This is a genomic window from Actinoplanes sp. CA-142083 (genome assembly GCF_050942195.1).
GTDB lineage: Bacteria > Actinomycetota > Actinomycetes > Mycobacteriales > Micromonosporaceae > Actinoplanes.
Genome location: NZ_CP192076.1, coordinates 10514003 through 10526989, shown reverse-complemented (window position 1 = coordinate 10526989; position 12987 = coordinate 10514003). Strand labels below are relative to the sequence as shown.

The following is a 12987-nucleotide window of genomic DNA, read 5'->3' as shown; positions in this document are numbered from 1 at the left end:
GGACCCCGGTCACACCGGTGCGGGAGCGGGCCGCGGAATGCGAAGAGCCGGGAGCGCCGCCGCGCCGAAGCCGGCCGCCATCAGCAGGGGGCCGACCGCCGCGACAGGGCCCGCCGGAGTCGCCAGGAAGGCTACGACCCCCGCGCCGACCAGCACGGGCACCCACCAGCGCACCACGCCCTCGACGGCCGCGGCGATCGGCACGGCGGCCAGGCCGAGCAGCGTCAGCACCATCCCGGGCAGCACCCAGCCCAGAGAAAACGTCAAATATCCGCCCATAGCGGCGTCGATTCGCTCCACTGTGGCCGCGTCCAGCACCGCCCGGTTGGCCACGTCGACGTAGTCGCCCACCATCAAGCCGCTGAAGTTGACCAGCCCGAGGACGGTCACCGCCGCGGCGATCCGGGTGAGATGCCGGCCCCGTTCGGCCAGCGCCAGCACCGCGGGAATGAACAGCACCCAGCCCAGGTGCAGGAAGAACGCCGTACCGATCGCCAGGGACAGCGGCGCCGCGACCAGCGCCACCGTTCCCGCCCGGCGCCGGAAGGCGCCGAAGACGTCCGGCTCGACCGGGGATTTGTGGGTGATCAGCTGCCGGGCGCCCATCCCGTACGCGACGACGAGCAGCGCCGGCCCGATCAGGCACAGGGGCACCGGCTCGATCGCGAAGAGGAAATACAGCGCGGCCCCGGCCAGCGCCAGACCCGCGACCCACCAGCTGATCACCCGGGCCCGCGCCGCCGCCACCGGCACGAGCACCAGCGACAGCGCCCAGCCGAGCAGCCCGGGCGCCTGCCAGCCCCAGGTCGCCCAGCCCAGCGCCCCGAACCGGTCGTCGACGGCGGCCAGCTGCGCGTCGGTGAGCCCGGCCTGCTCGCGAGCCAGAAGCGCGAAGTCGGAGGCCATCAGCGCCGAGAACGTGACCAGCCCGAGCACGACCGCCACCCAGGCGACCGCCGCGAGCACCGCGCCGCGCCGGCGTACCGGAAGCAGCAGGCCCAGGAAGCCGGGCACGAACAGCGCCCACGCCCAGTGCAGCAGGAGCGAGTGCCACTGGATGGCATCGGGATGCGCCCGGTAGATCCCGTACCCCTGGTTGTCCCCGAGCGCCGGGTCCAGCCCGGTCGCGACCGTCAGCGCGATCGGGGCCAGCACCAGGGCAAGAGCGGCTGCCTTACGCCACATCGTCGTTCCCTTCCATCGGAGTGATGGCCGGGGACGCTACGGAGCGTTGGCCGGGCGGTAACCCGTACGCGGAATGAGGTCTTATCCGCCGCGAGGCGGACCCCCAAGTCATCCCCGCGAGGGGTTCGGAGGGGCCGCCACAGGCCTTACCGTCGGCGCGTGATCCATAAGGCGGACGTCGCGCTGGCCGCCGGTTTTGTGGCGTTCGCGCTGGCCGAGGAGTACTTCATCCGGATGCCCGGCGGCTGGTGGCCGTTCGTGCTGGCCGGCTGCACGGTGCTGATCCTGATGCGGCGGCTGATCCCGTTGCTCGCGATGCTGCCGCACGTGATCGCGCCGCTGAACTTCCTCTACGTCGACACGGTCGTAGCGGGGGAGAAGACGGTCAACTTCCGGCTGTGGCAGCTCGTCGCCATGATGATCGCGGTCTACACCGTCGGGCGCTATGTGCCGCCGCGGGCCGGGCTTCGCGGGGCCGCCGGGGCCGCGCTCGTGCTGGCCACCGCCCTCTGCTACTGGTCGTCGAACCCGGGCGACCCGATGGGCGCGGTGTTCTTCCCGCTGGCGCCCTACGGCCTGGGCGTGGCGGTGGGGATCCAGGCGCGCCGGACGGCCGAGGCGGCGGCGGCGCGCGCCGAGATCCGCGAGCGGCAGGCCCGCGAGGCGGTGATGGAGGAACGGGTACGCATCGCCCGGGAGCTGCACGACATGGTGGCGCACAGCGTGACCGTCATGGTCATCCAGGCGGGCGTGGTGCGCCGCCGGCTGGCCGCGGGCCTGCCGGTCGACCCGGAGCTGCTGCTGGGCATCGAGGGCTCGGGCCGGGAGGCGGTCGGTGAGCTGCGGCGTACGCTCGGCCTGCTGCGCGGCGAGGGCGCCGAGGCGCCGCCGTCCGGGCTGGACCGGCTCGACGACCTGATCGCCCAGGTGCGCGAGGCGGGCCTGTCGGTGGCGGTCCGGCGCGAGGGCGACCCGGTGACGCTGCCGCCGGCGATCGACCTGTCCGCGTACCGCATCGTCCAGGAGGCGTTGACCAACGTGCTCAAGCACGCCGGCCCGGCCCGCGCCGAGGTGGTCGTCGGTTATCGCGCGGACGGCCTGCACCTGCGGGTGACCGACGAGGGCGGTACCGCCGCGCCTGCTTCGGAGGGTGGTCAGGGCCTGATCGGCATGCGTGAGCGGGCGGCCCTCTTCGGTGGCGAGCTCACCGCGGGTCCCCGGGCGGGCGGCGGCTTCGCGGTGGAGTGCCGGCTGCCGGTGGCGGCGGCATGACCGACGACGCGCGCATCAGCGTCGTGATCGTGGACGACCAGCGGATGCTGCGGGCCGGGCTGCGGATGGTGATCGAGACCGAGCCGGACATGACCGTGGTGGGCGAGGCCGGTGACGGCGCCGAGGCGGTGACGCTGTGCCGGCGGTTGCGGCCGGACATCGTGCTCATGGACATCGCCATGCCCCGGCAGGACGGGCCGTCGGCCACCAGCGCGCTGCTCGCGACCCCGCACCCGCCGCGAGTGATCATGCTGACCACCTTCGACACCGACGAGAACCTCTACCGGTCGCTGCGGGCCGGGGCCAGCGGCTTCCTGCTCAAGGTCTCCTCGCCCGAGCACCTGATCACCGCGATCCGGGCGGTGGCGGGCGGCGAGGCGCTGCTCGACCCGGCGGTGACCACCCGGGTGATCGCGGCCTTCGCGGCCCGTCCGGCGCCGCGCCCGCCGCGCGAGCTGGACGATCTCACCCCGCGCGAGGCCGAGGTGCTGCGCCTGGTGGCGCGGGGCCTGTCGAACGCCGAGATCGCCACTTCGCTCACCGTCGGCGAGGCGACGGTCAAGACCCACGTCGCCCGGGTGCTGATGAAGCTCGGGTTGCGTGACCGGGTGCAGGCGGTGGTTTTCGCGTACGAGTCGGGCCTGATCCGCGCCGGCGAAGGCGCATGAAATCGTGGGTCCATGCGTATCTGCCTGGCCGGCGGCACCGGCGCGGTCGGCCGTCACCTGATTCCCGCCCTGCTCGACGCCGGTCACCAGGTCACCGCGCTCGCCCGCAGCAAGCGGGAGATCCCCGGCGCCACCGTCGTGGTGGCCGACGTGTACGACCGGGACGGCCTGGCCGGCGCCGTGCGCGCGGCCGAGCCCGACATCGTCATGCATCAGCTGACCAACCTCGCCGGCGGCGACCGTGCCGCGAACGCCGAGTTCCGCAAGGTCGTCACGCCCAACCTGGTGCACGCGGCCCTGGCGGCGGGCACGCGCCGGGTCATCGCGCAGAGCCTGGCCTTCGCCTACGAGCCGGGCGACACCCCGGCGACCGAGGAGGTGCCTCTCGACTTGGGCGCGGCCGAGCCGCGACGCTCCAGTGTGGAGGGAACGGCCGCTCTCGAGGCGGCGGTGCGCGAGGCGCCCGAGTGGGTGCTGCTGCGGTACGGCATGTTCTACGGCCCCGGCACCTGGTATGCCCGCGGCGGCGCGATGGCTCAGCCGGGCAGCCTGGTCAACAACGGCGACATCACCAGCTTCGTGCACGTCGAGGACGCCGCCTCGGCCGCGGTGGCGTCGCTGACCTGGCCCACCGGCGCGGTCAACGTCGTCGACGACGAGCCGGCCCCGGCGTACGAGTGGGTGCCGGCCTTCTGCGCGGCGGTCGGCGCTCCGGTGCCGCCGCGGGTCGACGCCCGCGCGGGCTGGGCTCGTGGCGCGAGCAACCAGCACGCACAGGACCTCGGCTGGACGCCGCGCTTCGCGTCGTGGCGTACGGGATTCCGCGCTCTTTAGATTTTGCGAGACAACAGGGCGAGCAGCAGCGCGGCCCGGTCCTGGGCCGACTCCAGGTCGAGACCGGTCAGCTCGGCCACCCGGGTGATCCGGTGCCGCAGCGTGTGCCGATGCACCCCGAGCGCCCGGGACGCCGTCTCCCACACCCCGTTGTGCTGCAGGAACACGTCCAGCGAGCGACTCAGCAGCGGCTGGTCGGCCAGCGGCGCGAGCAGGTCGTCGGCGAGGTGTCCGACCGCGCTGCGCACCGCCTCCTGACCGAGCAGCGCCGGCAGCCGCTGCTCGCCGAAACGCGCCACCCGCCGCCGATGCGAGCGCGCGTCCGCCGCCGCCTGCACGGCCGTGCGCAGCGCCGCCGGCAGCCCACCGGCGGTCGTGACACCGCTGACCCCGAGCGTCACGTCGGCCGACTCCAGCGCCGCGATCACCGCTTCCTGGTCCTCGGCGCGCACCACGACGGCGGTGCCCTCCGGGCGCACGGTCAGCAGATAGGGAATGCCGCCCAGGTCGTGTTCCTTCGGCGCCGGATGGGCCAGCACCACGACCAGCCGGTCGGCCGGGGCAAAGCCGAAGAAGCGCATCGGCCGGTGCGCGACCTCGGCCGGCAGGTCGCCGCCGAGCAGCACGCCGAGCACCGCCGAGCGCAGGCCGCGGCTCGCCTCGACCACCTCGCGCGGCCGTTCCAGCTCCAGCGAGAGCAGCGACGCCGCGTGGGTGAGCAACAGCTGGTCGAGGTGGTGCAGGTGGTGGTGGGTGGCGACCGCGAGCAGGCCCTGCCGGGTGCCGCCGATGCCGAGCGACCGCACGATGAGGTGCTCGTCGCCGGCCGAGACGCTGAGGCCGAGCGGCCCGCTCGACCGTGCCTCGGCGCCCAGCTCGGTGGTGGCCCGGGTGAGCAGGTCGGCGCCGTCGCCCGGCGCGGCGGCCAGCAGCTGGTGGTGGGCGTCGGTCACCACGACCTCGGCGTCCAGCGCCCGAGCGAGGCTGCGCACGATGCCGGCGACGCCGGCGTTGAGGGCGGCGCGCGCCAACGTCTGCTGATGTTCGAGCGTACGGCGGACGGCGGCGCTGGCCTGCTGGGCGAGCGCGTCGGCGACCGCCTCGCTGATCGCCAGGAACGGCGTGGGCAGCGGCACCTCGACCAGCAGCAGCCCGCGGACCGTGCACTGCCGGACGAGGGCGGGCGGGATGCGGTCGTGACCCAGCCCGACGCCGAAGCCGATGCCGGTGATCCGCGCGTCGGCGAGCCGGTCGACGTACAGCCGCTGGCCCTCCGCCGATCGGGGCAGCCGTAGCCCGGTGGTGAGCACCAGCTCGCCGCCGGCCAGCCACGGCGCCGGGTCGAGCAGTTCGACCGCGTGCGCCCAGCGGATCGTCGCGGCCGGGTCGCCGGTGACCAGCCGGAGGCCGAGGGCCGGCATCTCCAGCAGCTCCGCGGCGGTCACCGACATGGACGGATCGTAGTGTCCGGCGCCCCCGGATTCGACATTCCGGCGTGTCTATGTCGACAGCGCGCGAACTTAGCATGACTGCACTTCAGCGGGGTTGTGGCCCGCTTCCTCCAGTTCCCCGGATTCAGGAGGCACCCCCATATGGCCGGAACCGAATCAATTACGCAAAGCGGAAGTGGCGACGACGCCGCCGCTCTCGCCGCACTCGGATACACCTCCGAATACCGTCGCGAGATGAGCACGTGGGGCAACTTCGCCCTCGGCTTCACCTATCTCTCGCCGGTCGTCGGCGTCTACACGCTGTTCGGCTTCGCCCTCGGCACCGGCGGCCCGCCGATGATCTGGGCGATCGTCATCGCCGGCCTCGGCCAGTTGCTGGTCGCGATGGTCTTCGGCGAGGTGGTCTCGCAGTTCCCGGTCTCCGGCGGCATCTACCCCTGGGCCCGCCGCCTCTGGGGCCGGCGCTGGGCGTGGCTGGCCGGCTGGGTGTACGCGCTCGCGCTGCTCGCCACGATCGCCTCGGTGAGCTACGGCGCCGGCCCGTTCGTCGCGCTGATGCTCGGCTTCGAACCCTCCACCACCGGCACCGTCATCTGCGCGCTCGTGGTCGTCGCGATCGCCACCCTGCTCAACCTGGGCGGCACCAAGCTGCTCGCGAAGGCGGCCATCTTCGGCTTCGCGGCCGAGCTGGCCGGCGCGGTCGTGGTCGGGATCTGGCTGCTCACCACCCATCGGGAGCAGAGCTTCAGCGCCATCTTCCACACCTTCGGGGCCGGCTCCGGCGGCTCGTACGCGTCGGCGTTCCTGGCCGCGTCGCTGATCGGCGTCTACCTCTACTACGGCTTCGAGGCGTGCGGCGACGTCGCCGAGGAGGTCGCCAACCCGGGCGGCCTGATCCCGCGCTCGATGCGGATGACCATCTACGTGGGCGGCGCGGCCTCGGTCTTCGTGGCGCTGGCGCTGATCTTGGCGGCGCCCGACTTCGGCAAGGTGATCAGCGGCGAGGACGCCGACCCGGTCTACACCGTGCTGCAGTCGGCGTTCGGCAGCGTCGGCACCCGGATCGTGCTCGCCGTCGTGCTGATCTCGTTCCTGTCCTGCGCGCTGAGCCTCCAGGCGGCCGGCAGCCGGCTCCTCCAGTCGTACGGCCGGGACAAGATGATCTTCGGAAGCCGCTACCTCGCGAAGTTGTCACCGATCCGGCACGTCCCGCCGTTCGCCCTGGTCGTGACCGCCGTGGTTCCGGCGCTGGTCATCCTCGGCTCGACGCTGTCGGCCAGCGCCCTGACCCGGATCGTGTCGTTCGCGGCGCTCGGCATCTACATCGGATTCCAGATGATCGTGCTGGCGGCGCTGCGGGCGCGGCTCCGGGGCTGGGTGCCGGCCGGCAAGTTCAGCATGGGCCGGTGGGGGTTGCCGGTGAACATCGCGGCCCTGGTGTACGGGGTGCTCGCGGCGATCAACATGGCTTGGCCGCGTACGCCGGATGCCTCCTGGTACGACAACTACCTGGTCATTCTGTCGGCCGTGCTGGTGGTCGGCGTCGGGCTGGTGTACCTGTTCGTCGCCAAGCCGGCCGATCGCAGCGATGCTCCGGCCGGCGACGCGATCCCGGCGTCGGTGGCGGCCTCGACCGACTGACGGGGTCTGGGCTACGGCCGGCGCCCAAGCTCCGGCCGTGGTCCCGGCCTCCGGCTCCCGGCTCCGGCTCCGGCCGTGGCTCAGGCCGTGGCTCCGGCTCGGGCCGTGGCTCCGGCTCGGCCGTGGCCCAGCTCCGGCCGTGGCCCAGCTCCGGCCGTGGCCCAGCTCCGGCCGTGGCCCAGCTCCGGCCGTGGCCCGGTTCCGGCCTTGGCGGCGGCTCGGGCCTTGGCGGCGGCTCGGGCTCCGGCCGTGGCCCTGGCCCTGGCTCCGGCTCCGGCTCCGGCTCCGGCTCCGGCTCCGGCTCCGGCTCCGGCTCCGCAAGATCTTGATGAAATCTCGTCCGCGGCGAACAGCAACTCATCACCCTCAGCCGATCACCGGTGACTCCCGCCGGAGATAACGCGATATTTCCGGTGGGAGCGGCAGCACTTTCCCACGAGATGGGCAGTGCGACCAGTCACCGGGACGAATCGCCGCACCCAGCGCAATCAGACCAGCCACTGATCACCGCAACCGACCAAATTGTTGATCACGGCGGGACCCCGGCCCACCCCCACCCCGTAGGGAGGGGCCCATTCAAGCACCCGCGTATGACAATTTCTCCGTGATGTCCACAGGCTGAAGCCCCATAGGAGAGCAGATGCAGAACTTCATCGCAGGGTCGTCCGTCGACGGCGTGGACGGCAAGACCACCGACGTCATCGACCCCAGCACCGGCGAGGTCTATGCGCAGGCGCCGCTCTCCGGCGCGACCGATGTGGACAACGCCGTAAAAGCGGCCCGCAACGCCTTCGAGACCTGGCGCGACACCACCCCGAGCGAGCGCCAGCGAGCCCTCCTGAAGATCGCCGACGCCCTGGAGACGCGGGCCGAGGAGATCGTCGCGGTGGAGAGCCGGAACACGGGCAAGCCGATCCAGCTGACGCTGGACGAGGAGATCCCGCCGATGGTCGACCAGCTCCGGTTCTTCGCGGGCGCGGCGCGGGTGCTCGAGGGCAAGTCGGCGGGCGAGTACCTGGCCGGGCACACCTCGATGATCCGGCGGGAGCCGATCGGGGTCTGCGGGCAGGTGGCGCCCTGGAACTACCCGATGATGATGGCGGTCTGGAAGTTCGGGCCGGCGATCGCGGCCGGCAACACGGTGGTGCTCAAGCCCTCGGACACGACGCCGGCGTCGACGCTGCTGCTGGCCGAGATCGCCAACGAGTTCCTGCCGCCGGGCGTGTTCAACGTCATCACCGGCGATCGGGACACCGGGCGGGCGCTGGTCGACCACGAGGACGTCGACATGGTGTCGATCACCGGCAGTGTGCGGGCGGGCATGGAGGTGGCCGGCTCGGCCGCGCGTGATCTGAAGCGGGTGCATCTCGAGCTGGGCGGCAAGGCGCCGGTGATCGTGTTCGACGACGCCGACCTGGAGGCGGCGGCCGAGGCGATCGCGATCGGCGGCTACTTCAACGCGGGCCAGGACTGCACGGCGGCGACCCGGGTGCTGGTCGCGCCGGGGCTGCACGACGACTTCGTGGCCGCGCTGGCGGAGCAGGCCAAGAACACCAGGACCGCGCCCCCGGATGATGCCGATGCTCTTTACGGGCCCGTCAACTCAAATGCTCAGCTCGCCAAGGTCACCGGCTTCATCGATCGGCTGCCGGACCATGCGTCAGTGAACGCGGGCGGCAAGAGAGTCGGAAATGTCGGTTATTTCTTTGCGCCCACAGTCGTTTCAGACGTGAACCAGGACGACGAGATCGTCCAGAACGAGGTGTTCGGGCCGGTGATCACCGTGCAGCGGTTCACCGACGAGGCCGAGGCGCTGCGCTGGGCGAACGGTGTGAAGTACGGCCTGGCCTCCAGCGTCTGGACCAAGGACCACGGGCGGGCCATGCGGATGGCGAAGCGGCTCGACTTCGGCTGCGTCTGGATCAACACGCACATCCCGCTGGTCGCGGAGATGCCGCACGGAGGTTTCAAGCACTCCGGGTACGGCAAGGACCTCTCGATGTACGGCCTGGAGGACTACACCCGCGTCAAGCACGTCATGTCGAACATCGAGGCCTGAGCCATGAGCATCGAGCAGCGTCGCATCGTCCGCACCGAGATCCCCGGCCCCCGATCGCAGGAGCTGCACGCGCGAAGGCAGCGGGAGGTCCCGCCCGGTTTCGGCATCACGCTTCCGGTCTTCGTCGAGCGGGCCGGCGGCGGCATCGTCGTCGACGTCGACGGCAACCATCTCGTCGACCTCGGCTGCGGGATCGCGGTGACCAGCGTCGGCGCGTCCGAGCCGCGGGTGGTCGACCGGGTCCGCGAGCAGGCCGGCCGCTTCACCCACACCTGCTTCATGGTCACCGAGTACGACGGGTACGTCGAGGTGGCGGCGAAACTCAACCGGCTCACGCCGGGAGACCACGAGAAACGTACGGCGTTGTTCACCACCGGCGCCGAGGCGGTCGAGAACGCCGTCAAGATCTCCCGGGCGTACACCGGACGGCCGGCGGTCGTCGTCTTCGACCACGCCTATCACGGGCGCACGTCGCTGACCATGGCGATGACCGCGAAGCAGATGCCGTACAAGCACTCGTTCGGCCCGTTCTCCCCGGAGATCTACCGCGTGCCGACGGCCGATCCGTTCCGGGGAACCGGCACCGAGACAGAGCGGTTCATGGACGTCCTGCGCACCCAGATCGGCGTCGACCGGATCGCCTGCGTGGTGGCCGAGCCGATCGCGGGCGAGGGCGGCTTCGTCGTGCCGGCGCCCGGTTTCCTCCGCCAGGTGAGCGAGTTCTGCCGGGAGAACGGCATCGTCTTCGTCGCCGACGAGGTGCAGACCGGGCTGGCCCGCACCGGCGACATGTTCGCCGTCGAGCACGAGGGCATCGTGCCCGACCTGATCTGCACGGCCAAGGCGCTGGGCGGCGGCCTGCCGCTTTCCGCGGTGACCGGCCGCGCCGAGATCATGGATTCCGTGCACGTGGGCGGGCTCGGCGGCACGTACGCCGGCAACCCGGTGGCCTGCGCGGCGGCGCTCGGCGCGATCGAGGCCATCGAGGAGCAGAACCTGGCGGCCCGGGCCGCCGAGATCGGCGAGCGGGTGTTGCCGCGGCTGCGCGAGCTGGCCGGGACCGTGCCCGCGGTCGGCGACGTACGTGGTCGCGGCGCGATGCTGGCCCTGGAGTTCGTCGAGCCCGGCGGCAAGACGCCGTCGCCCGCGACGGCCACCGCGGTGGCCCGCTACTGCCACGAACGGGGCGTGCTCGTGCTGACCTGCGGCACCTACTCGAACGTGATCCGGCTGCTGCCGCCGCTGGTGATCGACTTCGCGCTGCTCGACGACGCGGTCGACGTGCTGGTGGAGGCCGTGCGCAAGGTGGCCGGATGAGCTTCGATCCGCGCACCGGCGCAGCCTGGGAGACGCCGCCCGACTCCACTCCGGACGAGGTCGACGACACGGTGGCCGCGGCGGTCGCGGCGGCCGACGACCTGGCCGGGGCGACGCCCGACGAGCGAGCGGGCTGGCTCGAGGCGATTGCCGACACTATAAAAGACCACAAAGGCGAATTAGCTGATAAAGCCGACGAGGAGGTCGCGCTCGGCCTCCCCAGGCTCACCGGCGAATGCGGACGGGCCGCCGACGCCATCCGCTTCTACGCGAGCGTCGTCCGCGAAGGTGGCTGGCTCGACGCCGCGATCGACCACGGCCCGCCCGACCTGCGCCGGGTGAATGTCCCGCTCGGCCCGGTCGCGGTCTTCGGGGCCAGCAACTTCCCGTTCGGCTTCGGCGTGCTCGGCCACGACACCGCGACCGCTCTCGCCACCGGCTGCCCGGTGATCGCCAAGGCGCATCCGGCCCACCCGCGGCTCTCCGCCGCGCTCGCCGGGCTGGCCGTTCGCGCCCTCGACGAGGCGGGCGCGCCGGCCGGGTCGTTCGGGCTGGTGAGCGGCTTCGCGGCCGGTCAGCGGCTGGTCGGGCATCCGGGCATCCGGGCGGTGGCGTTCACCGGCTCGCAGCGCGGCGGGCTGGCCCTGTGGCGGCAGGCGGCCGAGCGCGACGAGGCGATCCCGGTCTTCGCCGAGATGGGCACGGTCAACGCCGCCGTGGTCACGCCGAATGGCACCGATAAATTTGATGAAAACGGATTTGTCGGATCCTTCACCCTGGGAATGGGTCAGTTCTGCACCAAGCCGGGCCTGCTGATAGCGCCCGAAGGGGTGGCAGAGCGAGTCGCGGCCGCGCTGGAAAACAACCCACCGCACGGCTGGCTGCTGACCGAGCAGATAGCCGAATCCTTCACCGGCGGAGTGCGCGAGCTGGAGAAGGCCGGCGCGCGGCCGATAGCGCGTACGCCGGCGAGCGGAACCGGATGGCAGGCGCAACCGGCGATCCTGGCCGTCACCCCCGCCGAGCTGCGCCGCAATCCCGTCCTGCTGGAGGAGCTCTTCGGCCCGGTCGCGCTGGTGGTCGAGTACGCGAGCCGGGCGGAGCTGGACGAGGTGATCGCGATGCTGCCCGGCAGTCTCGCCACCGCCGTGCACGGCGACGAGGGCGACCCCGACCTGCCCGGACTCGTCGGGAAGCTGTCCCGGCGCTGCGGACGGGTCGTGGTCAACGGCTGGCCGACCGGCGTCGCGATGGGCTGGGCGCAGCAGCACGGCGGTCCCTGGCCGGCTACCACCTCGCCGGCGCACAGCTCGGTCGGAGCGGCTGCCCCGCGCCGCTTCCTGCGGCCGGTGACCTTCCAGGGCGTACCCGATGCGGCATTGCCTCCGGCGGTGCGAAACTCCAATCCGTGGCATCTCCCGCGCCGGGTCGACGGGGTCCTCGAACAGTGACCGCGCCGCTCGACGGGATCCTGGTGGCCGACTTCAGCCGGGTGCTCGCCGGCCCGCTGGCCACCATGACCCTCGCCGACCTCGGCGCGACGGTGATCAAGGTGGAGCGCCCCGGCGCCGGCGACGAGACCCGCTCCTGGGGTCCACCGTGGACGGCCGACGGCACCGCCGCCTACTTCGACGGCGTCAACCGCAGCAAGAGGAGCGTCGCGCTGGATCTCACGGCGGAGGGCGACCGCGCGACGGCGTTCGAGCTGGCGAGCAGGGCCGACATCCTCGTGCACAATCTCAAGGCCGACCGCTTCGGCCTCGACTACGAGTCGGTCCGGGAAGCCAACCCCGGCGTCGTCTACTGCGAGATCACCGGCTTCGGCCCCGGCAACGACCAGCCGGGGTACGACTTCCTGGTGCAGGCCGTGGGCGGGCTGATGAGCATCACCGGCGAGGCCGACGGCGGTCCCCTCAAGGTTGGCGTGGCGCTGGTCGACGTGCTCACCGCCAAGGACGCCACCATCGGCATCCTGGCCGCGCTGCGCCGCCGCGATCAGACCGGCCGCGGCGACCTCGTACGCGTCAATCTGCTCTCCAGCCTGCTCGGCGGCCTGGTCAACCAGGCGTCGAGCTATCTGGCGACCGGCGTGCCGCCGCGCCGGATGGGCAACCGCCACCCGTCGATCGCCCCCTACGAGACGCTGCGTTGCGCCGATGGCCCGATCGCCGTGGCCTGCGGCAACGACCGCCAGTTCGCCCGCCTCTGCGAGGTCCTCGAGATCGAGCCGGACAGCCGGTTCGCCGACAATCCGTCCCGGGTAGCGAACCGGGACGACCTCATCGCACTGCTCGAAAGCGAGCTGAAGAAGAAACCGGCCGCCGAATGGGAGAAACTACTCGCAGCGGCCGGCGTTCCCGCCGGCCTGGTCGGGGACATCGGCGAGGCCATCACCCGGGCGACAACGCTCGGCCTTGATCCTTTGGTCGCGGTGGGCGACGGTGCACAGGTACGGCATCCCGTCCGTTACGCCGAGGCCACGACCGCACCCGCCGCCCGTCCGCCGAAGTTGGGCGAGCACACCGCCCAGATCCGCTCCTGGCTGGAGGAGACCCGATGA

The 12987-nt window shown here is 72.1% G+C and carries 10 protein-coding genes; 8 read left to right on the top strand and 2 right to left on the bottom strand.

Annotation, left to right across the window (positions count from 1 at the left end):
• Positions 1-9 precede the first annotated feature (9 nt).
• On the bottom strand, positions 10-1185 hold the full coding sequence (locus ACQPZX_RS48710) for a hypothetical protein (protein ID WP_433372055.1): 1176 nt from the start codon (positions 1183-1185) through the stop codon (positions 10-12).
• 159 nt (positions 1186-1344) lie between these two features.
• On the opposite strand from ACQPZX_RS48710, the gene ACQPZX_RS48705 reads away from it, so the two are divergent.
• From ACQPZX_RS48705 to ACQPZX_RS48695, 3 genes are read left to right on the top strand one after another with little or no spacing between them, the layout of a single operon-like run.
• Positions 1345-2457 carry a sensor histidine kinase gene (locus ACQPZX_RS48705; RefSeq protein WP_433372052.1) on the top strand — a complete coding sequence of 371 codons (1113 nt, stop codon included), beginning with the start codon at positions 1345-1347 and terminating at the stop codon, positions 2455-2457.
• Complete coding sequence (locus tag ACQPZX_RS48700) at positions 2454-3125, top strand: response regulator (protein ID WP_433372049.1); 672 nt, start codon at positions 2454-2456, stop codon at positions 3123-3125. Before ACQPZX_RS48705 ends, ACQPZX_RS48700 begins: the two co-directional genes overlap by 4 nt.
• Positions 3126-3137: 12 nt before the next feature.
• On the top strand, positions 3138-3959 hold the full coding sequence (locus ACQPZX_RS48695) for an NAD-dependent epimerase/dehydratase family protein (protein WP_433372046.1): 822 nt from the start codon (positions 3138-3140) through the stop codon (positions 3957-3959).
• Here the strand turns inward: ACQPZX_RS48695 and ACQPZX_RS48690 are convergent.
• Positions 3956-5410, bottom strand: coding sequence for a PucR family transcriptional regulator (locus ACQPZX_RS48690; protein WP_433372043.1), 1455 nt, complete (start codon positions 5408-5410; stop codon positions 3956-3958). The genes ACQPZX_RS48695 and ACQPZX_RS48690 overlap by 4 nt on opposite strands.
• Before the next feature lie 234 nt (positions 5411-5644).
• Here ACQPZX_RS48690 and ACQPZX_RS48685 point away from each other — a divergent pair, with 234 nt between their 5' ends.
• From ACQPZX_RS48685 to ACQPZX_RS48665, 5 genes are all read left to right on the top strand, one after another.
• On the top strand, positions 5645-7051 hold the full coding sequence (locus ACQPZX_RS48685; protein ID WP_433372040.1) for an APC family permease: 1407 nt from the start codon (positions 5645-5647) through the stop codon (positions 7049-7051).
• A gap of 640 nt (positions 7052-7691) precedes the next feature.
• Complete coding sequence (locus ACQPZX_RS48680; protein WP_433372037.1) at positions 7692-9110, top strand: gamma-aminobutyraldehyde dehydrogenase; 1419 nt, start codon at positions 7692-7694, stop codon at positions 9108-9110.
• A 3-nt stretch (positions 9111-9113) separates the two neighbouring features.
• Positions 9114-10427: a 4-aminobutyrate--2-oxoglutarate transaminase gene (gene gabT, locus ACQPZX_RS48675; RefSeq protein ID WP_433372034.1), complete on the top strand. Its 1314-nt coding sequence runs from the start codon at positions 9114-9116 to the stop codon at positions 10425-10427.
• A complete protein-coding gene (locus ACQPZX_RS48670) occupies positions 10424-11878 on the top strand; it encodes an aldehyde dehydrogenase family protein (RefSeq protein ID WP_433372031.1) in 1455 nt (484 codons plus the stop codon). Before gabT ends, ACQPZX_RS48670 begins: the two co-directional genes overlap by 4 nt.
• Positions 11875-12987 (top strand): CaiB/BaiF CoA transferase family protein, encoded by a 1113-nt coding sequence (locus ACQPZX_RS48665; RefSeq protein ID WP_433372028.1) that lies wholly within the window; start codon positions 11875-11877, stop codon positions 12985-12987. Before ACQPZX_RS48670 ends, ACQPZX_RS48665 begins: the two co-directional genes overlap by 4 nt.

Bases quoted from the DNA above. Each gene is read 5' to 3' on its own strand.
- ACQPZX_RS48695 (WP_433372046.1), top strand. From the start codon at position 3,138: ATGCGTATCTGCCTGGCCGGCGGCACCGGCGCGGTCGGCCGTCACCTG.
- ACQPZX_RS48680 (WP_433372037.1), top strand. From the start codon at position 7,692: ATGCAGAACTTCATCGCAGGGTCGTCCGTCGACGGCGTGGACGGCAAG.
- ACQPZX_RS48710 (WP_433372055.1), bottom strand. From the start codon at position 1,185: ATGTGGCGTAAGGCAGCCGCTCTTGCCCTGGTGCTGGCCCCGATCGCG.
- ACQPZX_RS48700 (WP_433372049.1), top strand. From the start codon at position 2,454: ATGACCGACGACGCGCGCATCAGCGTCGTGATCGTGGACGACCAGCGG.
- ACQPZX_RS48670 (WP_433372031.1), top strand. From the start codon at position 10,424: ATGAGCTTCGATCCGCGCACCGGCGCAGCCTGGGAGACGCCGCCCGAC.
- ACQPZX_RS48685 (WP_433372040.1), top strand. From the start codon at position 5,645: ATGAGCACGTGGGGCAACTTCGCCCTCGGCTTCACCTATCTCTCGCCG.
- gabT (WP_433372034.1), top strand. From the start codon at position 9,114: ATGAGCATCGAGCAGCGTCGCATCGTCCGCACCGAGATCCCCGGCCCC.
- ACQPZX_RS48690 (WP_433372043.1), bottom strand. From the start codon at position 5,410: ATGTCGGTGACCGCCGCGGAGCTGCTGGAGATGCCGGCCCTCGGCCTC.